16 protein-coding genes are annotated in these 22,580 nt (G+C 46.0%); 7 read left to right on the top strand and 9 right to left on the bottom strand.

What is annotated here, in order from left to right; translation table 11 throughout:
• The first annotated feature begins 63 nt into the window (after window positions 1-63).
• The 4 genes from AC5ZC7_RS12025 to AC5ZC7_RS12010 are packed head-to-tail and all read left to right on the top strand — an operon-like array spanning window position 64 to window position 6,872.
• Entirely contained in the window at window positions 64-1,341 is a 1,278-nt protein-coding gene (locus AC5ZC7_RS12025; protein ID WP_496159043.1) for a TolC family protein, read from the top strand.
• A 4-nt stretch (window positions 1,342-1,345) separates the two neighbouring features.
• Window positions 1,346-2,437, top strand: coding sequence for an efflux RND transporter periplasmic adaptor subunit (locus AC5ZC7_RS12020; RefSeq protein ID WP_496159044.1), 1,092 nt, complete (start codon window positions 1,346-1,348; stop codon window positions 2,435-2,437).
• A gap of 4 nt (window positions 2,438-2,441) precedes the next feature.
• Window positions 2,442-3,758, top strand: coding sequence for a carbohydrate porin (locus tag AC5ZC7_RS12015; RefSeq protein ID WP_496159045.1), 1,317 nt, complete (start codon window positions 2,442-2,444; stop codon window positions 3,756-3,758).
• 12 nt (window positions 3,759-3,770) lie between these two features.
• Window positions 3,771-6,872, top strand: coding sequence for a CusA/CzcA family heavy metal efflux RND transporter (locus AC5ZC7_RS12010; RefSeq protein WP_496159046.1), 3,102 nt, complete (start codon window positions 3,771-3,773; stop codon window positions 6,870-6,872).
• 210 nt (window positions 6,873-7,082) lie between these two features.
• Here the strand turns inward: AC5ZC7_RS12010 and trhO are convergent, their stop codons facing one another.
• Both trhO and AC5ZC7_RS12000 read right to left on the bottom strand, forming a co-directional pair.
• On the bottom strand, window positions 7,083-8,102 hold the full coding sequence (gene trhO / locus AC5ZC7_RS12005) for an oxygen-dependent tRNA uridine(34) hydroxylase TrhO (RefSeq protein ID WP_496159047.1): 1,020 nt from the start codon (window positions 8,100-8,102) through the stop codon (window positions 7,083-7,085).
• Between the two features lie 111 nt (window positions 8,103-8,213).
• On the bottom strand, window positions 8,214-8,420 hold the full coding sequence (locus AC5ZC7_RS12000; protein ID WP_496159048.1) for a hypothetical protein: 207 nt from the start codon (window positions 8,418-8,420) through the stop codon (window positions 8,214-8,216).
• Window positions 8,421-8,678: 258 nt separating this feature from the next.
• Here AC5ZC7_RS12000 and AC5ZC7_RS11995 point away from each other — a divergent pair, with 258 nt between their 5' ends.
• Complete coding sequence (locus tag AC5ZC7_RS11995) at window positions 8,679-8,804, top strand: hypothetical protein (RefSeq protein ID WP_496159049.1); 126 nt, start codon at window positions 8,679-8,681, stop codon at window positions 8,802-8,804.
• Between the two features lie 71 nt (window positions 8,805-8,875).
• Here AC5ZC7_RS11995 and AC5ZC7_RS11990 read toward each other — a convergent pair whose 3' ends face one another.
• The 5 genes from AC5ZC7_RS11990 to AC5ZC7_RS11970 form a co-directional block, all read right to left on the bottom strand.
• Window positions 8,876-11,398, bottom strand: coding sequence for a DUF5686 family protein (locus tag AC5ZC7_RS11990; RefSeq protein ID WP_496159050.1), 2,523 nt, complete (start codon window positions 11,396-11,398; stop codon window positions 8,876-8,878).
• A 92-nt stretch (window positions 11,399-11,490) separates the two neighbouring features.
• Window positions 11,491-11,844, bottom strand: a complete 354-nt coding sequence (locus AC5ZC7_RS11985) for a hypothetical protein (protein WP_496159051.1) — start codon at window positions 11,842-11,844, stop codon at window positions 11,491-11,493.
• Between the two features lie 39 nt (window positions 11,845-11,883).
• On the bottom strand, window positions 11,884-12,501 hold the full coding sequence (locus AC5ZC7_RS11980) for a hypothetical protein (protein WP_496159052.1): 618 nt from the start codon (window positions 12,499-12,501) through the stop codon (window positions 11,884-11,886).
• 164 nt (window positions 12,502-12,665) lie between these two features.
• Window positions 12,666-13,853: an O-succinylhomoserine sulfhydrylase gene (locus AC5ZC7_RS11975; RefSeq protein ID WP_496159053.1), complete on the bottom strand. Its 1,188-nt coding sequence runs from the start codon at window positions 13,851-13,853 to the stop codon at window positions 12,666-12,668.
• A gap of 21 nt (window positions 13,854-13,874) precedes the next feature.
• Window positions 13,875-14,294: an OsmC family protein gene (locus AC5ZC7_RS11970; RefSeq protein WP_291923803.1), complete on the bottom strand. Its 420-nt coding sequence runs from the start codon at window positions 14,292-14,294 to the stop codon at window positions 13,875-13,877.
• Window positions 14,295-14,459: 165 nt separating this feature from the next.
• Here AC5ZC7_RS11970 and metX point away from each other — a divergent pair, with 165 nt between their 5' ends.
• Together metX and AC5ZC7_RS11960 are read left to right on the top strand one after the other, a co-directional pair.
• The gene (metX, locus tag AC5ZC7_RS11965; protein ID WP_496159054.1) at window positions 14,460-15,500 is read left to right on the top strand and encodes a homoserine O-acetyltransferase MetX; all 1,041 of its coding nucleotides are present in this window, start codon (window positions 14,460-14,462) and stop codon (window positions 15,498-15,500) included.
• A gap of 151 nt (window positions 15,501-15,651) precedes the next feature.
• The gene (locus AC5ZC7_RS11960; RefSeq protein WP_496159055.1) at window positions 15,652-18,537 is read left to right on the top strand and encodes a TonB-dependent receptor domain-containing protein; all 2,886 of its coding nucleotides are present in this window, start codon (window positions 15,652-15,654) and stop codon (window positions 18,535-18,537) included.
• Between the two features lie 330 nt (window positions 18,538-18,867).
• Here the strand turns inward: AC5ZC7_RS11960 and AC5ZC7_RS11955 are convergent, their stop codons facing one another.
• Complete coding sequence (locus AC5ZC7_RS11955) at window positions 18,868-20,448, bottom strand: reverse transcriptase domain-containing protein (RefSeq protein WP_496159056.1); 1,581 nt, start codon at window positions 20,446-20,448, stop codon at window positions 18,868-18,870.
• 465 nt (window positions 20,449-20,913) lie between these two features.
• Complete coding sequence (locus AC5ZC7_RS11950) at window positions 20,914-22,566, bottom strand: SWIM zinc finger family protein (protein WP_496159057.1); 1,653 nt, start codon at window positions 22,564-22,566, stop codon at window positions 20,914-20,916.
• Window positions 22,567-22,580: the final 14 nt, after the last annotated feature.

The following is a 22,580-nucleotide window of genomic DNA, read 5'->3' as shown; positions in this document are numbered from 1 at the left end:
TAATGTGCCTTAAAGGCCCCTTTAATTCATCTTCATGAGTTTTGTATCATGAAATTTGGATTTATGCGAACTAAAAGGATGCTGTTCCTGACAGCGTGCGTATGCTGCCTGGGATTTATTCAACCTTCACAGGCTCAAACGTCATCAGAACCTATCACCTTGCAAGCCGTAGAGGATTCTTTCCTCGTAAAAAACTATTCTTTGCTGGCACAACGTTACCAGGTAGATGCTGCCAAAGCATTGGTACGACAAGCCAAGATGTGGAGTAACCCATCTTTCAGCAGCGTACTCGGTTTCGGTAGTACCGATAAACTCAAGCCTTTCAATGTGGGTTCCGGTGGTGAAACGCAATACAACATTGATCAGCTGATACAGCTGGCCGGGAAAAGAAACAAGAGCATACAACTTGCTGCCGCCGCCGCGAAAATGAGCGAAGCCAACTTTGATGAGCTGGTACGCACGCTCCGCTTACAACTGCGTGAAAATTTCTACAATATTTACTATCAGCAGCAAACCGAAAAGGTATTAAAAGAGCAGTTGGAAAACCTGCAAAAAATAGTAGATGCTTATGTCACCGCTGATAGAAAAGGCGCTGTGGCCCACTCGGACCTGATCAGGCTACAAGCCCTGCAGGTAGGCATCGAGAATGACTTTGCGGATCTGAAACAACAGGAATTAGAATCTCAAAAAAACCTACAGCAGTTGTTACATACCAGGGATTTTTATGAAGCCAGGCTGCAACCCGCCGACCTGGTTTCATATAGCCTGGACAAAATTCAGCTGCAACCCTTGCTCGACAGTGTAGCGCAAAACAGGCCGGATGTAAGGATTGCCGACATGGAATACCAATCTGCCCAGTTGAATTACCGCTTGCAGAAGTCGCTGGCAGTACCGGATTTACACCTTGGAGCAACCTACGATAAACAGGGCAGCTATGTCAATAATTTCGTGGGGCTCACACTGGGTATTGATTTGCCGGTTTGGAACCGCAACCAGGGTAACATCCGCGCCGCACAATTACAGATTGGCAGTGAAAAGCAACAACTGCTGCAACAACAATCTATTGCACAAACGGAAGTACTGAATGCCTACCAGCGCATTATCGCACTGGAAAAGCGTTACAAGGGATTTGACCTGCATCAGTTCCAGGGCGAATTTGATACCCTCATTGACGAAGTAGCGAAAAACTTCAGTAAAGGCAATATCTCCCTGCTTCAGTTTATTGATTATTTCAACAGCTACAGCGACAACGCGAAAAATATTAACAAGTTTTTATCCAACCGGGTAAATGCTTACGAAGAACTCAACTATGCAACAGGACAAGAACTATTTAAAAACTAAGCGCATGAAACAGCCTATCCTTATTATTGGCTTTTCGCTGCTGGCCACCATTTTATGGAGCGGCTGCAAACACAGCCAGGCAGAAGATACAGAGAAGACCACTTTTGTACTCAGTGACACCATGCTGAAGAATATCCGCATCGACACCGCGCATATGCAACCGGTGTTGAATGAGTTGCGTCTTTCCGGCAAGGTAACCCCTAATGGCGGTAAGGTATTAAAAGTATATCCGCTGGTAAGTGGTTATGTGGAAGATATTAAGGTGCAACTGGGTGATTATGTACAAAAAGGCCAGGTGCTGGCGGTAATACATAGTGCTGAAATTGCTGACTATGAAAAGCAACTGGCGCAGGCTAACTCTGATCACAACGTGGCGGAGAAAAACCTGAAAGTAGCACAGGACCTGTACGACAGCCGTTTGAGTACTGAAAAAGATGTGGTCAACGCCAAAGGAGAAGTGCAGAAATCAAACGCTGAAATCAACCGGCTGAATGACCTGTTCAAGATTTACCGTAAAGGTAAAGGCGCTACCTACCTGGTAACAGCTCCTATCTCGGGTTATGTGATTGAAAAAAACATCAACAACAACATGGAAATCCGTTCGGACAACAGCGCCAACATTTTCACCATCTCTGAACTGGATGATGTGTGGGTAATGGCCAATGTGTTTGAAACCGATATTGCCCGTATTAAGGAAGGCTATGAAGCCAATGTAGTAACGGTGAGCTACCCGGATCAGCCCTTCCATGGGAAGATTGATAAGATTTATAACTTCCTGGATCCGGCTACTAAAACCATGCAGGTGCGTATTAGCATTGATAATAAAAACATGCAGTTAAAACCTGAAATGTTTGCTACCGTATATATTAAGTACCAGGATAACGACCAGAAAATAGCGATCCCGTCGGCGGCCGTCATCTTCGATAACAGCAAAAACTATGTGCTGGTATTTAAAGACAAATTCAATATTGCCGTACGGCAGGTGGAAGTAGCCAAAACAGCCGGTGATATTACTTATATCACTTCCGGTCTCAATCCGGATGAGAAAGTGATCTCCAAAAATCAACTGCTCATATACGATGCGCTTAAAGACTAGACCGGTGAGAAAAGCTCTATTTTTAATAGGTATGCTGGCATGTAGCAGCGCCCGTTTGCTGGCGCAGGATAAAAAGACGGATAGCCTTATCCCCTACACTTTCCATTTCCAGCAAACATTGGTCACCCAGTGGCACCCGGACTTCTCCGCGAAGTATTCCGGTGCCAACAGCTTTCTTACCCATGAAAAAAGCGCTACGTCTATTACCAGTACTATTTACGCCGGTATTCGCCCCTTCAGGGATCTTGAAATATATGTAAACCCGGAACTCGCTGGTGGCGAAGGTCTCAGCCACGCTACCGGCATTGCGGGTTTCCCTAATGGAGAAACGTTCCGGGTAGGTGATCCCAAACCTAAGATATACCTTGCCCGCGCGTTTGCCATCTATACGTTACCATTAACGTCTAAAAGAGAAGTGGATGAAGACGACCTGAATAATGTGGGTGGCACTACGCCTACGCATTACCTGCGCTTCATTGGTGGTAAATACTGCCTGGCTGACTTCTTCGATCAGAACGCCTATGCACATGATCCCCGCACCCAGTTCATGAACTGGGCGCTGATGAGCAATGCTGCGTGGGACTACCCGGCAGATGTACGTGGCTATACCATGGCCCTCACCGTACAATACCGGAAAGATAACTGGATGGTACAAGCCGCCACCTCGCTGGAACCTACTACCGCCAACGGCCCTACGCTTAATTATAATTATGGCAAATCCAACGGAGAAATAGTGGAAGTAACGCACACGCATACACTCAACAAACGTGAGGGAAATGTACGTGTGATGGCTTTTATTAATCAGGCTCCGATGGGCAGTTATAACGAAGCGGTGAAAATGGCAGTAGATACACCCAACATTACGGATGCCAGGAAAGATGGCCGGACCAAGTATGGTTTTGGTATCAATATAGACCAGGCGCTCACCAACAGTGGCGGCGCTTTTCTGAAGGCATCGTGGAATGATGGTCATAATGAAACCTGGGCCTATACCGAAATAGATCGTTCCATCAGCGCCGGATGGCTCCAGAACGGAAGCTGCTGGCACCGCGCACAAGACAATGCAGGCGTAGCATTGGTGGTAAATGGCTTGTCCAAAGACCACCGCAACTACCTCGCGGCTGGTGGTACCGGGTTTATGGTGGGCGATGGCCAGCTAAACTATGCCCCCGAAATGATTGCTGAAGTTTTCTATCAATGTAACATCACCAGGCTACATATTGCCCTGAGCCCTGATTACCAGTTTGTGCTGCATCCTGCTTACAACAAGGACCGCGGACCGGTAAATATCCTGGGTATAAGGACCAGAGTGGCATTCTAAAGAACAGGAGTTATGAATAAATTCATTAGAAATATTGTAGCTTTTTCGCTGAGGAATAAACTGTTTGTTTTCATCAGTGTAGCTACGCTGATTGCAGCAGGCGTATTTTCCTTTCTGCATACACCGATTGAAGCATTTCCGGATGTAACCAATACACAGATCGTTATTGTTACCAAATGGAACGGACGTAGTGCACAGGAAGTAGAACGCTTTGTAACGCTGCCCATAGAAGTGGCCATGAATGCGGTACAAAAGAAAACCAGTGTTCGTTCTGTCACCATGTTCGGATTGTCTGTGGTAAAAATCATGTTTGAAGATGATGTGGAAGACTTCTTCGCCCGGCAACAGGTCAATAACATGCTGGGAGGCCTCGGGCTACCCGAAGGGGCCGACCCCGAAGTACAGCCTCCATATGGCCCTACCGGCGAAATTTTCAGGTACTACCTGAAAAGCAACAAGCGCGATTCCCGCGACCTGCTCACCTGGCAAAACTGGGTGATAGATCGCCAAATCCGTAGTGTACCTGGTGTAGCCGATGTGGTAGCCTTTGGTGGCCAGGAGAAAATTTATGAGATTTCTGCTGACCCGGTAAGACTCGCCAAATACGATATTACTCCACTGGAATTATACCAGGCTGTTACCAAAAGTAATGTGAACGTAGGCGGCGACGTTATTGAAAAGAACGGACAAGCCTATGTAGTGCGCGGTATTGGATTACTGAACAGCATACAGGATATCAATAACATCATCATACAAAATATCAATGGTGTACCCCTACTGGTAAAAGACCTGGCCAACGTACACGAAGCCTCCGCCCCACGTGTGGGACAAGTAGGTATTGATAAAAATGATGACCTGGTAGAAGGTATTGTGGTGATGCGCAAAGGCGAAAATCCCACCGAAGTGCTCATCAAACTGAAGGAGAAGCTAAAAGAACTGAATGAAACCATTCTGCCGGACGACATCAAAATGGAGACGTTCTATGACCGCGACAACCTCATGGAATTCTGTACCCATACGGTAATGCACAACCTGGCAGAAGGTATCATTTTCGTAACGGTGATTGTGTTCCTCTTCATGGCCGACTGGCGTACCACGGTGATTGTATCCATTATTATCCCGCTGGCACTGCTCTTTGCGTTCATGTGCCTGCGACTCAAAGGCATGAGTGCCAACCTGCTGTCGATGGGGGCTATTGACTTCGGTATCATCATAGACGGGGCCGTGGTAATGGTGGAAGGTATTTTCGTAATGCTCGACCACAAGGCCCATAAGTATGGCATGGCGCGTTTCAACAAAATGGCCAAGTTGGGATGGATCAAGCAAACCGGTGGAGAACTGGCAAAGGCCATCTTCTTCTCCAAGCTCATTATTATCATCTCCCTGATCCCTATCTTCTCTTTCCAGAAAGTAGAAGGTAAAATGTTCTCGCCACTGGCCTGGACACTGGGTTTTGCCCTACTGGGTGCCCTCTTGTTCACCTTAACACTGGTGCCGGTGTTGTGTTCTATTTTGCTCAATAAAAATGTAAAAGAGAAACACAACATACTGGTGAATTTCTTTGACCGCATTGTGATGAAAGGCTTTGGCTGGACCTACCGGAACAAACGCTTAAGTATTACCCTCGCAATCGCATTCATGCTGGTAACCTTTGCTTCTGCGAAATTCCTCGGAACAGAGTTCCTCCCACAGCTGAATGAAGGCTCCCTCTGGGTCACCACTGAGCTGCCCATGAGTATGTCTATGACAGAAAGTACAAAAATGGCCCATTCCATCCGGGAAGACCTCGGCGGATTTCCTGAAGTAAAAAGGGTGTTGTCGCAGGTAGGCCGCTCCAATGACGGTACCGATCCTAACGGATTCTACTTCGTACAGTACCAGGTAGACCTGGCGCCAAAAGAAGAGTGGAAACGCAAAATTACACAGGACGAGCTGATTGCAGAAATGGAAGGACGTTTGAAGAAATACCCTGGTATTATCCTCAACTTCTCCCAGCCTATCAGTGACAACGTATCTGAAGCAGTAGCTGGTTTCAAGGCCGCCAATGGGGTGAAAGTATTTGGAGATGACCTCGTGAAACTGGAAGCCTTATCGCAACAGGTGGTTGCCCAGTTGAAAACGGTGCAGGGCATCAAAGACCTCGGAGTGATCCGCAACATTGGTCAGCCGGAAATGAGTATTAACCTGGACGATAATAAAATGGCCCAATATGGCGTAGCTACCGGCGATGCACAGGCAGTAATTGAAATGGCGATTGGTGGTAAAACCGCGACCCAGCTGTATGAAGGCGAGAAAAAATTTGATATCCGGATTCGTTACGATGAAAACTATCGTAAAACAGAAGACGATCTCGCTAACCTGATGGTGCCAACGATCAATAATAATAAAATACCACTGAAAGAGATCGCGGAAATCAAAACCATCACTGGTCCTGCTTTCATTTACCGTGATAGCAACAAGCGTTTCATTGGCGTGAAATTCTCTGTGCGTGATCGTGACCTGGGTAGCACTATTGCAGAAGCACAGGCGCGTATCAACAAAGCCGTAAAACTACCTAAAGGCTATAGCATTGGCTGGACAGGTGAATTTGAGAACCAGGTACGTGCTACCCAACGTTTGGGACAAGTAGTACCGATCAGCATCATTGCAATTTTCATGGTGTTATTCATAATGCTGGGTAGTGTAAAAGATGCGGGACTGGTATTAATGAACGTGCCTTTCGCATTGATTGGTGGTATCCTGGCGCTGCATGTAACCAATATGAACTTCGGCATTTCTGCAGGTGTAGGCTTTATTGCACTCTTTGGTATCTGTATACAAAATGGGGTGATTCTCATTTCTGTATTCCATAAAAACCTGGAAGACCGGTTATCATTGAACGAATCCATTAAACTGGGTGTACAAAGCCGTATCCGGCCGGTAGTGATGACAGCCCTGATGGCAGCCATTGGTCTGATACCTGCGGCGATATCCCATGGTATTGGTTCTGAAACGCAAAAGCCGCTGGCTATTGTAGTAATTGGTGGTTTGATTACCGCAACAGTACTGACGTTGCTGGTATTCCCCATCATTTTCTACACCGCATACAGACGTAAAACAGCTATTAGCCACTAGCTGTTGGCGTTTAGCAAATGCAGCGAAGATCCACATCTGATAAGCTTCGCTGCATTTGCCAAACGTTAATAGCTAACAGCTTAACGCTTTAGTTCGCATATAGGTTGATAGAATGGCTATAAAAAAGAAAAGGCCGGATTACTCCAGCCAATTCAATTTTATAGTCAACTACTCCGCCCTGCCGAGAAGAAACAACGCGGGGCGGATTTTTTATTCTGGTATTCTTCTACGTCTTGATTTATTAAACATCAATCCTTTTTCCACGCCTTTACGCATTTCTGCCTGTTCTTCCACCGGGAGTGCGTGTACGGTCTGACAGGATTCACTACAGCAGCCGTCGTATTTTTTAGCACATTCGTCACACTGAATAAAGAGCAGGTGGCAACCATCGTTTAAGCAATTGGTGTGGCTATCGCAGGGTGCACCGCATTGGTGACACTGGCTGATGATATCGTCGCTGATGCGCTCTCCCAGCCGGTCGTCGAATACAAAGTTTTTACCTTTGAATTTAATGGGCAATCCCTGTTCTTTTGCTTTATTGGTGTATTCAATGATCCCGCCTTCCAGGTGAAATACATTTTTAAACCCATTATGGAGCATGTAGGCAGATGCCTTTTCGCAACGGATTCCACCGGTGCAGTACATGATAATGTTTTTGTCTTTCTTGTCGGCCAACATGTCAACTGCCATGGGCAACTGATCGCGGAAAGTATCTGAGGGCACTTCTATGGCGCCATCAAAATGTCCCACTTCATACTCATAGTGATTGCGCATATCTACAATCACGGTGTCGGGATCTTCGGTCAGTTCGTTGAAAGCTTTTGCATTTACGTAGCGGCCGCGGTTAGCCATATCGAAAGAGGGATCTTCGATACCATCAGCCACAATTTTATCCCTTACTTTGATTTTTAGTACAAAGAAAGATTTACCATCATCATCTACCGCAATATTCAGCCGGATGCCATGGAGGAAGTCGATAGCATACAGTTGTTGCTTAAACGCCTCAAAATGGTGCTCAGGAACGCTGATTTGGGCATTGATACCTTCATGCGCCACATAAATACGTCCGAATGTGTCGAGCTTAAAGAGATCCGCGTATAACTGATCCCGGAATGCTTGTGGGTCGGGGATTTTCGCGTACTGGTAGAAAGAAATAGTAACGCGTTTAAATGTTTCTTTTGCCAGCCGTTGTTTCAACTCGGCGGCAGATACTCTGTTGTGTAATGCCATAATTTCGCCTGAATTTTAAGGACACCTGCGTCGTGAACAAAATTCAATCAGTGCTTTTTCTTCATAAAAAGCAGCTAATCAGGGCGCAAAGGTAGCAAAAATACGGGAATATCAATAGTGATAGGGGTCTGCTTCTTTACTCCAGTCGTACAGTACCTGTAAGGAAAACCAGGCTATTGCACTGATAATGAAGATATAACCGATAAAACCGGGAGTTCTCAATTCCACTGCACCAGGCAGGTCGTTCATTTCCGTGATATAAGCTGCAGCGGCCAGGATGATCCCTGCCAGCAGCGCGTAAAGGGCTAATTTTCTCATACCGATAAATCAAAAAAACAATGATCATTTGGCACGTACGTGTGAGTAAAATGTGCACAGCGCTTGTCCAAATATGCTTACCTTACTAACGTAATTTATCAACCAAAGGTTCATTTATCCCAAAAAAAATATTTTTGTTTTTATAACTATTTGATAATTATTGTATATAACTTTGTGTTTACGTTACAACCCCGATTGGCACCCTTTTTGAAAAATGGCCTAGAGAAGCAATATTGTTTAACCCAAAAATGTTATGTTATGAGTATTTATGTTACTTACTTTATTTATGCAGTAGTTGGTATCTGGATTTATAGATTACTGGCTTACTTCTTCGACGAGAAGAAAGAACTGAAAAGCAGCAGAAAGAAATCCGTGAAGTTTTAAGAGCGCATGTGCCTGTGGAGATACGGGGATTTCGCTACCATGGCTGGTAACTAAATCCCCGGCATCGTTCATTAATCGGTTTTAAATTTGACAATGTTGCCAAGTATGCCCCCAAATCCTACGCGTACGCCTATACGCGTATTTTCCTGACTCTGATAACCGGCTACTACATCTACCCGAATCATTTTAAAGATGTTTTCCAGTCCTCCGAATACTTCCACATAATTATTATCTCCATTTACATAAAAAGCATTGGCACCCGCTACCAGGTTCCATTTCAGCTTATTGAACAATGGGATTTTATTAGTGAGCAACCCATTAAAGTGGTGTTCCACATTGGCGGTAGTATAAAAAGACGCGGTGGTACTGTACCGGTAATACGGCGCCAGCTGGAAGCTATTCAGGTACTGGGTATTATAGAAAGTCCGGTTGCCATTAAAATGCTGGTAGTCGGGGATCTGCACATTATGACTGTTGAGGAATCCACCTACCCCGATATGGTAGCGGAATTCGCCGAGCAATTTGAAATTCATATTGTCCTTCACGGAGAAGTTCCATTTGTCGAAATCAACAATACTGTTGGCGATATTCGGAATTCCTTTGGTGTAGCCTACCGTGAACGTTGGATATTTAGATCCGAAGGGAATTTTGCGGTCTGGTAACTCCACAAATTGTTGCCCGGGTTGAAACGTAAAATTCATATCCACTACTAAGGCCTGATGCTTTTCAAAAGGCACATTAGCCAGTTCATACGGGTGATTAGGCGTAAAAGCTTTCCGGTCGTTCTTAAAGAAAACAAAGTCGGTGGTATTCTCTACCGGCATCCTGCTTTCATAGTTCAGTCCAACAGACAAGCGGTCGTTGGTCTGGAAAGTACGGCTATAGCGAAGATTCCCGAACCAGTTCTCATACAACTTCATGTAGTTTTCTTTCAGGAACAGGGTATAAAATTCATTGGCGATATTGTCAATGGGATTATCACTGTTAAACTGGGAGATACGCTTCCCTCCTGCCAGTGTCCACGTGTTATGCCCGTATTTTTTGCGGATGCGGCTCTCATTCACAAAAGTAATATTCGTATAGGCGTTGAGGTGTGTATTGCTTAATCCATACCGGATACGTGGGGCGATACTCAATGTCGTTTCGTTGCCGGTATTAAAAACTACTTCTGGTTCCAGCGCCAGCGCAAGTCCTTCTACAGTATTATATTTCAGCGCTTTTGCCAATCCTTTTATGTACAGTGAATGCGACTGGACACTGCTGTCGCGGTGGAAGTAGTATTTATGTTTCACCCCGCTCCACAGCACATTCATGAATGTAACTCCTTTTTGTTTTCGTTGTAATGAATCCAGGTAACGGGGGGAAGACGCAGAATCACGTGCCGCCTGGGCTGCACTATCTTTTTGGTGATAATCTTTTACTTCGTCGGGCTCCAGCGGTACCGGGCGAATGCTATCCCAATAGGCATGCTGTTGTTTATCGAAAGCGGTATCATACTTCAGGAAGGTATTATCGAAAAATTTAGCCGGTAAATTGGGATGTACATTATAATCCGAGTAAACATTTACGAAGCTGCCCCCCATGCCGAAGCCAAACTTATTGAAGGATATGCGCATTACCTGGTCTTTCACGCGCCATATGTTTGCTGTTACCGGAACATGCGTTTGGCGGATTTCCAGGGTGTCCATGAGTTCCAGTTGGTATTCACTGGTGAGGATTAAGTCGGTGCTATGAATGCGCCAGTCGTCATCCGTGATGAAGATCGTTCCGGAGAACAGGGGTTCCTGTTTACGGCGTGGTATTACTTTAATCCTGTTCACCGTTTTACCGTCTTCTATAAACGTGCCTTCCAGCCGGTATTTATAGTAGGCCAGGGCGTTTTCTGCTATAGGTGAAATATAGCCACGGGGCCCCATTTGCGTGATAACGGCAGACACGTTATTATCATAAAAGCTGATGATGGCAGGGAAGCTCAAACCGAATCCTCCACCACTTTTGCGGGAGGAGATCACTTCCAGTTTTATTTTGTCGGGTTGGCGGGCAGATATTTTAGTTACTGATTCAGAGAGAAATATCATGCCTTTGCCGGTGCTGTCTACTCCCATATCGTCCTTATCCACCTTTTGTCCGAAAAGCTTTGCCGGCACATTCTTCATACCGATGGTGCCTTTGATATAGGACATACAGGTATATTCCTTTACCTGTTGCTGATAAAAATGTCTTTTCTTAATAGCCTGCCGGATGATGGCGTAGGCAGGGTCTTCGCCGTTGGCCTTCACTACCACTTCCCTGATCTGCATATTAACGGGTTGCAGGTGAAAGTCGAGCGTTTGCGTAGGTGCGTTCACGTTAACCGGCAATTCTGTTTTGCGATATCCGATGTATTGGCAAACGATGGTGTACTGGCCTGCGGGTAAGTCCAGGTGATATTGCCCCGCGGCATTGGTGGTGGTACCGGTAGTGGTTCCTTTAATGAAAACGGTAGCGAAAGGTAGTGGCTGATCTTTCTCGTCCGTCACACGGCCTTTGATCACATTCGCCTGACAATAACCAGAAATTAAAATGCAAATTAGGGTAAACAGGTGTTTCATCATATACCCAAAAATAATTGCGCTCAGCTTATCAATTTAATTGACAAGCCGTTTTACCAGAAATTTAACAGCCATGATAAGAAAGTAGTCCTGCATCAGGCCGGCTTTTTAGCCGCTCTCAGGAAGGCAGCAGTAGTAGCGCCAAAGCCCGCCACCAGTGCTCCCAGGAAGGCGCTTACCACGCCCATTAATGGTGCACTGCGCACTTTCAAAATCATTTCACTCATCCTGTTGGCCAGTATGTGGTCGTTTCTTACATCCATATAAAACGCCAGCATCATCCACAATACAAAGATGGCCAGGAAAGCGCTGAAAAAAGATTTTGCAGGAGACAAGGGCATCAGCACGGTAACGAGGAAAGCAACGAGTGCTACACTCCACCAGGGCAATACCATGCCGGCTACATAAGCCACAAGGAGGATCAGGATAAAATGTGCAAAGGATTTCATCTTTCTAATATAAGCAGAAAAATGCAATAAATATCAGGGCTAATCGCAATAAGGGAATCGTTTTTTAAACGGTTGGAATATAATCGGAGAAAACACCAGCTTATCCCCTTCCACTGTCAGATCACGGGAGGTCATCGTCTGCGAATAATGCCAGATTTCATCTCCGGATTTTCCATCTATTAACTTGAAATCGATGATCTTGTTCTCCGCTGTTGCTTTATTCATTACTGCCTGTACCAATGCCACATCCGGAGTAATCCTGCTATTATGCCCTTTGCGGCGTCTCATCACGCCAATTACGCAGGCATCAACCTTTAGTAATTTGGCGATGGGCGCCAGATCCATGTAAGCTAATCCCAGAAAATTTATGCCCGCTTTCTTCAAAATAGAATCCGTCTTTTCCCAGGGTTGTACTTCTACAAGCAATCGGGAAGTGTCAGTCATAAGCGTCAGATACAATGCCTCCTGCAACTCTACTCCATGGTTCCATTCGGTTGTCCGGAAAGCTGCGATATTGCTGTCGGCCAGGTTCCGATATTCCGTAAAAACGGCTCTGAATGGCAGTACCGCTATTATTTTGTGATCATAATTATTCTGTGCGACAGTCAAAAGTGGACTAACTCCTATTAATAAAAGTAACAGTAATAGTTTTTTCATAAGTCGAGGTCTGTATGTTATAGGTTTACTGAAGTCCGGGCGCAGATTAGCTGCATAATGATCAATAATAATTGGTGGTTAAACCTGCTACAATATTACAACAAGAGCTGACGATCCAGGTGATGCTTTACAGCCGTTCCTTACCGTCAGCTCCGTGATTAATTTTACTTACTTTTTTCCAACGCTTGTTCAATATCTGCCAGGATATCTTTTATGTTTTCCAGTCCCACTGAAATACGGATCAACCCTGGTGTAATGCCGGCAATCGCTCTTTCTGCATCGCTGAGTTTAGCATGGGTAGTGCTGGCAGGATGAGAAGCAATGCTGCGGCTGTCGCCCAGGTTAGCCGTAAGTGACAGGAGTTGCAGCGCATCCAGGAATTTTACGCCTTGCTGCAGGCCGCCTTTCAGTTCGAAACAAACGATACCGCCACCGCCTGTCATTTGCTTTTTAGCAATGGCATATTGCGGATGGCTGGGCAGGAATGGATATTTCACAGACAACAGGTGGGGATTATTTTCCAGCGCCTGTGCCAGTTTAAGTGCACTTTCTGTATGGCGTTCCATTCTCACGTACAGTGTTTCCAGGCTCTTGCTCAGTACCCACGCATTAAACGGAGACATGGCAGGGCCGGTGCTTCTGCAGAAAGTATGTATTTCCTTGATCAGTTCTTTCTTCCCAACAATTACGCCTCCGAGTACACGTCCTTGCCCGTCGATCCACTTGGTAGCGGAATGTGTTACCAGGTGTGCACCGGCAGCGATCGGCCGTTGTAATACCGGCGTAGCAAAACAGTTGTCTACGTTCAATATCAGGTTATGTTTATTGGCAATATCGGCCAGCAGTTCCAGGTCAATGATTTCCAGTCCGGGATTGGAAGGTGTTTCCACGAAGATCATCCGGGTGTTGGGCTTAATCATGGCTTCGATACCGGCGGGATCTGTCATATCGAAATAGGAAGTTTCAATGCCCCATTTAGGCAGGAACTTCGTGATAACGGTATGTGTAGAGCCAAAGATAGAGCGGGCCGACAGCAAATGGTCGCCTGCTTTAAGCAGGGCCATGAAGCTGGCGAAGATGGCACTCATACCGGAGGCGGTGGCATAGCCGGCTTCTCCTCCTTCGAGGGCGCACATCTTCTGTATAAATTCGTCTACGTTAGGATTGCTGAAACGACTGTAAATATTAAAGTCGGTTTCATCCGCGAACGTAGCGCGCATTTCTTCTGCATTATCAAAACAAAAACTGGAGGTCAGGAACATCGGAGAAGCGTGTTCCATCTGGTCTGTTCTGGGAATCTGAATTCTTACCGCATTGGTATCCGGTTGGTATTGATTTCTGTCTTCGCTCATGGAGATGGTAATTACAGCAGTTTATGCGTTCAATTTCACTTCCCAGGTCAGTTTTGTTTTTCCCTGACGCAGGGTTTCCGCTACAGAACAGTATTTGTTCATGGACAATTCCACTGCGCGGGCAGCTTTATCGGGATCTATATTACCTTTGAAATGGAAAATAAGATGTGCCGTTTCCCAGAGAGAAGGTTCTTTCCCTTTTTCTCTTTCCGCTTCAATTTCGATACGGAAATCCACTACTTCCTGGCGTTGCTTTTTCAGGATCATCATCACATCAATGGCAGAACAACCGCCCAGGCCCATGATGACCATTTGCATGGGTCTTACGCCGTTATTCTTACCGCCATTCTCCAGAGATGAGTCCATCAGTACTTTATGGCCGTTTTCATCTACTGCCTCCATATTAAATCCGTCGTCTACTCTTTGTAATGCTATCTTCATAATTAATGCGTTTCTCGAACAAAGATAAAATAAAAGAATTACGAATTACGAATTACGAATTACGGCCATCCGTGATAATAGCCTTAGTGCCGCAGAGCGCTCTATCCGCTTATCTCTCCCACAAATCCGTAATTCGTAATTCGTAATTCGTAATTTTCACTAGTTTTGCGCAAATTCAAAAAAGCATTGTCGGCACAGGTATTTCACAGTCAAGCAGCATTCCGGTTAGAATCCGGTCAGGTATTACCGGGAGTACACATCGCGTATCATACGTATGGAACGATGAATACAGATGGCAGTAACGTGGTATGGGTATGTCATGCGTTAACCGCAAACAGCGATGTAGCTGACTGGTGGACGGGCTTAATAGGCGCCGGCAAGCCAATAGATCCGGAGCAGCATTTCATTGTATGTGCCAATATCATTGGTTCCTGCTATGGCAGCAGTGGTCCGCATACCACCAACCCTGACACCGGGCATCCCTGGTATCAAAGCTTTCCGGCTGTTACCATCCGGGATATGGTACAAGCACATATGCTGTTAAGGCAGCATTTACAGATACCACGTATCCATCTGCTGATTGGTGGCTCTATGGGTGGCTATCAGGCGCTGGAATGGGCGCTGACGGAGCCTGCCATCATTGACCGCTTATTCCTGTTATGTACCGGGGCCGCTGAAAGCGCCTGGGGTATTGCCATACATACCGCGCAGCGACTGGCCATAGAAGCGGATGCCACCTGGCAGGATGATTGTCACAGCGCCGGCTCCAAAGGACTCAAGGCTGCCAGGGCCATTGGCATGCTGACCTATCGTAACTACCAGACTTTTGTGCGTGCACAGTCTGACGAGGACAAAGAAAAGACAGATCATTTCCGGGCTTCTTCCTATATCAACTACCAGGGCGATAAACTGGTAAAACGCTTCAATGCGCAAACCTACTGGCTGCTCACTAAAGCGATGGACAGCCACAATATTGCCCGTGGCCGCCACGAAAATATTACCACTACCCTTTCTCATATTCAGCAGCCAACACTGCTGATAGGTATCAGTAGCGATATCTTGTGTCCGCCAGAAGAACAACAATTCATGGCGGCTCATCTCCCACAGGCAAGTTATCATGAAATAGATTCTACCTATGGGCATGATGGTTTCCTGATAGAATTTGAAAAGATAGGTCGCATCCTCCGGGAATGGATGACAAAATAAAGCCTGTATTCCAATCATATACGAGGAATAAAAATGCAGCGGAGCTTTCCGCTGCATTTTTATTTTAATCCCTTATTCCCAAAATGATAAAAGCAGTTTTTTTTCGGTATATTTAAAATAAGACCAAATCTAAAGCATTAATCCACTGCGTATGAAAAGCATTTCTATCAAAGGCTTATCGGCCGTTCTGGTGCTTTTATTATCCCTGACCCAGGTAATTTCAGCACAAACATCGGCGAGCATTAACGGCATTGTCCGTGAAAAAGGTAATGGCCACGTACTACCTGGCGTAACCGTCAGCATTAAAGGAGCCACGGCAGGCACTATTACCGGCAGCGGTGGTACATTTACCCTTAAAACCACACACTCATTCCCCCTGACCCTCCAATTTTCCTATGTAGGGTACAAAACCGAAGAGAAAGAAATTAGTTCCGCTACCGACAAAGTAGAGGTAGAACTCAGCACCACCGAAATCCTTGGCCAGGAAGTGGTGGTAGCTGCCAGCCGTGTGCAGGAAAGCATCCTGCAATCACCGGTATCTATTGAAAAGCTGGATGCACGCGCCATAAAAGCATCTCCGGCGCCCTCCTTTTACGACGCCATCGGCAACCTGAAAGGCGTGGAAATGAGCACCCAGAGCTTAACTTTCAAATCAGTGAACACCCGCGGATTCAACAGTAATGGTAATACCCGCGTGTTACAACTGAATGATGGCATGGACAACCAGGCACCCGGCCTCAACTTCGCTGTAGGCAACATGGTGGGCATTCCCGAACTGGACCTGGACAACGTAGAGTTGATCCCCGGCGCCGCTTCTGCCCTCTATGGTCCTAACGCCCTCAATGGTATTGTGCTGATGACCAGCAAAAATCCTTTCCAGTACCAGGGCGTCAGCGCACAGGTAAAAACCGGTTTATTGAACGACAATGGTCGTACAAACGCCACTACGGGGTATTATGACGTAGCTATACGCTATGCGCATGCCTTCAACAACAAATGGGCATTTAAATTAAACGTGGGCTACCTGCAGGCGAAAGACTGGCAGGCATACGATCATCGCGACCAAAGCCTTGCCAACGGGCATACGCTGGCCGATGGTACCCGCGCCAATAATGAAGGATATAATGGTGTGAACATCTACGGTGATGAGAACACCGTTAATATGTACAACACTTTTGCCGCACAGGCAGCCGACCCTAATTCAGGCTTCTCGCAGCAATTAAACCAGGTATCCGCCCTCTTACATGGCCTGGTTACACCTGCACAGATTTTTGCAGCGGCTATTCCCGGCGCCGCCAGCAGTAGTGTTACCCGCACCGGTTATAACGAATCAGATGTGGTAGACTATACCACCAAAAATCTGAAATTGAATGGTGCGTTACACTATAAGATTACTGAAAACCTGGAAGCATTGATCCAGGGTAGCTATGGTGCCGGTACTACCGTGTACACCGGGGCAGATCGCTACTCCCTGAAGAACTTCAATATGGGTCAATATAAAGTGGAGTTAAAAAGTCCTGACTTCTATGTAAGATTATATACTACCCAGGAAAGATCCGGTGATAGCTATGCGGGTGGTACCCTTGCTTCTGGTATTAATGAAGCCTGGAAAACCAGTCAGCAGTGGTATGGAGAGTACTTTACCACTTATGCCGGCGCCTCCATAGGTACTTTTGCGCAGGCATATGGCGCTGCATTGCAGGGAGGAGCCTCTCCTGCCGCCGCATTAGCAGCCGCTCAAAATGCGGTGAATAGTAATCGTGGTACCTTCAACACTGCCGCCAGAACCAAAGCCGATCAGGGTCGCTTAATACCCGGCACCGCTGCATTTGACGCCGCTGCCGACAAGGTAAAAAATAAGGCTATCCCGGGCGACGCTTCTGGTGTAGGTGCGAAGTTTACCGATAAAACCAACCTGTACCAGGCTGAGTTCATGTACAATTTCCATAACCTCGTACATTTCGCCGAAATATTGGTGGGCGGCAACTATCGCCGCTATGCACTGAATTCTGAAAAAACGTTGTTTGCACTGGACGATAACGGTAAAGAATTCCGCATCAATGAATACGGTGGCTATGTACAGCTGATGAAAAAGCTGATCAACGACCATCTGAAACTCACAGGTTCTGTGCGTTACGACAAGAATATGAACTTCAAAGGTCAGTTCAGCCCACGCCTGTCTGCCGTGTATACCTTCTTCGAAACACAAAATATCCGCATCTCCTATCAAACAGGTTTCCGTATTCCACACAACCAGGATCAGTATATAGACCTCGTTACGCCACAAGCACACCTGATTGGAGGTTTGCCTTTCCTGCGGGAAAGATACGGTTTGGATAAAGGACCTGTGTATTCCTTGCAATCTGTGCAGGCAGGTGCTCCTAAACAATACACCTTTAACGAGTTTTTACCAGAAAAAATACAGGCATATGAAATCGGATATAAAGCGCTGGTGGCAAAAAAATTGCTGATCGATGCCTATATCTATAAAAATGATTTCAAAAACATGAACGGCATACAGGTGCTCATTCAACCTACCGGTCCTTCTACCCGGAATGTTTTTTCTATCCCGGTAAGTGCACAGGAAACCGTACACTCATGGGGTTGGGCACTGGGACTGGATTACAGTCTGCCACTTAACTTTACTGCTGGTGGTAATGTATCCTACAATGAGTTGACCAATGAAAAAGACCTGGGTTCTTTCCTGGCGATGTACAATACGCCTAAAGTTCGCTATAGCCTGAATGTTGGCAATCGCAATATTGCTAATTCAAATTTTGCTGTCAATGTTTTGTGGAAATGGCAGGACTCCTTTGTATGGCAATCTTCATTCGTAGGCCCAGCTGTAAACGTAGCGGGATTGAGCGAAATGCCTTCATTTGGTACACTGGATGCCATGGTGAGCAAATTCTTCCCGAAAGCTAAAACTACCGTGAAACTGGGTGCTGTGAACCTGTTGAATAAGAAATATATTCAATCATGGGGTAACCCAACTATTGGCTCACAGTATTATGTATCCTTAGGGTATAATTTGTAATAACGTTAGCTGCTGGTAAAGCGGAGATAACGCAAAAATATAAAGGGCCTTGCAGATGTATTTTCCTGGGTAATTATTTAGGAAGATGAATATGCAAGGCCTTTTTATGTGGCATATCCATCGCCTTGCATACTTGCTGTTGGCGGCTTTCAGCGAATTAGAGACCGCCTGAAATATCAAAGGCCTTGTGCATTTACTTTCCTAAGCAATTTTATGTAGGAAGATAAATACGCAAGGCCTTTTTATATAAAAATCTTGCATCTTGCATGCTAGTTTACCCAACAGCTAACAGCTAACAGCTAACAGCTAACAGCTAACAGCTAACAGCTCTTACAGCACATCCCACCAAGGCTTATCTGGTGTGGCGGGCTTATCTGTTGCCGGATTTATCGGAGGCACATTAGCGCCGGATGTTACCTGTTGTGTGGAAGTATTTACCGGAATACCGGTAACACTTGGTGCGGCACCAGATGGAGTTGGCAATTGCTCGCCGGTCCAGATGCTACGGGCTTCCGCTTTAATATCTTCTCTTTGCAGCAATGCTGTCAGCGTGGCTTTCAGCTTTGCGCCAAGCTCCGGTTTCACCATGTATACGAAATTAGCATAGCCTTCCATGCTGCTGATAATGTTCTTTCCTTTCCCCCAGGATTTGCCAGATAACCCGGTATGCGCAATCTGATGCAGGAGTGCGCGGAATTTACGCAATGTGGTGCGATCCAGGCTTAATTTCTCATTCACCACGATGCCGGTTACCTCTTGCTTATCTCCGCGGCGCATTACTTTTAGTTTATCGGGGTGAAGGGTAAATCCTTCTTCCTTCACAAACATCTTAATGGCGCGAAGCAGTTGTCCGGCTTTGTCTGTCGCCTCGCCTTTAGCGGAGAAAGTCATGTCATCTGCATATCGCGTATAGGCGTAACCGTATTTCTGTGCGAGTCCGGCGAAACGTTGATCCAGCTTATAACAAATCAGGTTGGTGATAGCAGGGCTGGTAGGCGCACCTTGTGGCAGGTGGCGCTCTGTTTTAGCTACATAATATTTGCGGCCGTCCAGCAATACTTCGTCTACTTCCGGCTCGGTGCAAATGAGACCGAGTATGGTGGCTACCTGTTCGGCATAGCCTAATTTACAGAAGAGTCCTTTTACCCTTTTGTAAGCCACGGAAGGGAAGAAATCTTTCAGGTCCAGGTTGATGACAATATCCTGGCCTATATGTGGGGCAGCATTGGTTACAATAGATTTTCCTGGTACGAAGCCATGGGCGGCGGCGTTGTTTTTTATTTTATAGAGGATGTTTGCCAGTATCCAGTGTTGTGCTGCTTTCAGCTGTGGCATGGGCGCTGAAATAACGCGGGTACCGCCTGATTTCTTTGGCACCTGGAAACGCTGATAATGGGTATGGTGGCCCACTTTTCGGTTGAACGACAGATAACGCAGTTTACCGATAGTCATATCCATGGCATTGGCTAAAGCCACTGCGTCCGATAGCACCGGCAAACCAAATTTTGTTAGTTGCGCTGTATCGGGCGTTACTTTATTCAGTCCTGCGGAGACTTCTTCCCCCAGGTATACTATTTGCAGATTTTTGGTAACGGCCCAATCCGCAGCGCGTTTCAGCCGTTCTTCTTCCCGGCGCTTTTTTGTTTCCGCACGTTTTAGTTTTGCTTTGGCCATGCGCGCTTTGCGCATGTCTTCCATCAGCTGACGTTTGTTGCGATATTTTTGTTTCTCAGCCAGGAGCTCATTCAGTTGGCGATGTAGCTCTCCTTCCTTACGAATCAATGCTACCGCCGGTGTAGGCTGTCCTACATTATTGGGCCAGAAACCCAGGCGCGTCATTTCTTCCAGTATATATTCCTCTTTAGAGGAAGCACGTATTTGATCGTAGAGCTGTTGACGGGTTAAAGACATGATAAATATTTTGGTATTTATTCATTTTATCTGAAGGGAAACTATATGACCCAAAAGCGCTATGCTATTGGCATACAATTGCCCAAAAGCTTAATTTAAAATACAATGATGATGGTGAAATCTGACCGGCAGTGTAGCCTTGCTGAGTGGAGAAAACAAAATTCTGTAAAGAGGAAAGGCCTTCGTGCGAACCATTGACTAAATCAATCAACTCCAGGGAGGGGCCTACCATACGTATATTTCAGCCCTCGGGGCTACTACCGGAAATATGCGTATGGTAGGCCCCTCCCAAAGTAAAGATTGCATTTAGTGAAGCATGTATAGTCAATTAACCTGAATGACGAAACATCATTCGTCCCTTTTCGGGCGCAAGTGCAATCAATTCCTCTTTACAAAGATCTTTGTTATTAACGAGTCAGCAAGGTAGAAAATAATTTTCGGAAAATAAAATATCTCCCTGAAAATTTATTTCACCGCTTTACTTTCCGAATGTGCTATACGCAGTGCCAGCATGTGTTCGCAGGGACCTTTGTATAATTTATTCGTACCAAAAAAGCTACAATCACAATGCCCTTCACTTAATCTTTCATCGCCATCAATGGTAATAACGGGATGGTATACACGCTGTGTTAACTGCACATTTCCTTTCAGTTGAACGCCAACTCCAGGAATGTCACTTTCCGCCACGCTCACCTTCCCCTCTTTGATATATTTGTTGGCGGCTTCTTCCTGTGGATTGGAAAACCGCAGCTGATCCAGTGGCAATGGCTCGCGGCTCAGTTCCCGCAGGCGATACAAGCCGGTATGCAGGTCATAAATCACTTTACCCGCCTGGGTATAAATACCCAGCGCACCTAACACCGTAGCCTTATCCAGCCCTGTAGCACTGGCTATAGTAGCAGGTTTCGCCATCCACCGTGTTTTCAGGTCTTGCATCACTTTGATCTTTGCGGCATCATCTACGGCTGCTCTTGGCGCCATGAGATCAAACTGTCCGGCACGTGACCAATCGTTGGTTGTCCAACCACTCAGGCCCAGTGTAAACTGCATATCGCCCAGGTCGGCCACATAGAAAGAAGGCAATCCATTACCGGTAAGATGCACGGTAAATTTGCGGGCAATAGGAATCAGTCTTTCCAGTATCAACATCCTTCTCCTCCCCCATATCCGGATCTCCCTGCGCTGCGGACCGGTGTATAACGATCTCGCACATACGATTTCATGATTCCAGGGCTCAAACACTGCCCGTACCGGTTTACCTGGTTCCAGGATAAAACGGATAGAACGGGGGCCTTTCTTTTCTTTGAACCGGCGTAACCAGGAGCAGAAATTGTATACATCCATTGGATGCAGATCGAAGCTGGCAGCGGGTAACGTCATTGCTGAACTCACCTGCAAAAATCCCCTGACCCAGCTATCCGGTAAATCAATCTTTACCTCATGATATAATTCTTCCTGGGAAGTTTGTACCTGGAAGCCTCCCGGATCAATTTTAAAATCTGTTTCTTTATAATCCCTGATCTTCTGGAATTCATTATACAAAGCCGCTGAATAATCAATGTTGGTAGTACCACATTCAAATTCGTTGACTTCTTTGAATACATTATAGTTGGCGCTGAGTTTTCCATAAGTAGATTCATCCTGGCTGAAACATTCAAAGAACAATTCATCCGGATGTACGGTGATGACGGGATCCAGCACAAACCAGGCATCGCGGTCTTTCTGGTATAGGAAGTCAAAGTATTGTTTCCGGGCCTTATAAAAAGGTCCCATCACTTTATCCTTTTCCACGGCGATGTCTTTCAGTTCTCCTCTCAGCGCTTCGATACGCTGATCAGCTGCTGCGCTATCATATTGATTCATGAACTCGGCCAGCCAGAGTGATTCCTGCTGGGCAGCCCATTCTTTATAAGCGGTTTTATCTTTGGGTTTAAAGCGCAAATCAGACACCACTACATCATGCAGGGCGGATATGGCTTCACGAAAAGCTATTTTTTTATGCAGCTTCCCCACAAAGAAAGTCGGGTCACGGTGGGTATCCGGTGCAAAAGAAATACCAGCAGCAGTAGCATTGCTGTACACCTGGGAATTACCACTGTATCTGTAGTTAAATAACATAAAATGGATTACTT

This window comes from Chitinophaga sp. 9-1-y (genome assembly GCF_059511905.2).
This window is presented reverse-complemented; position numbering and strand designations above follow the sequence as displayed.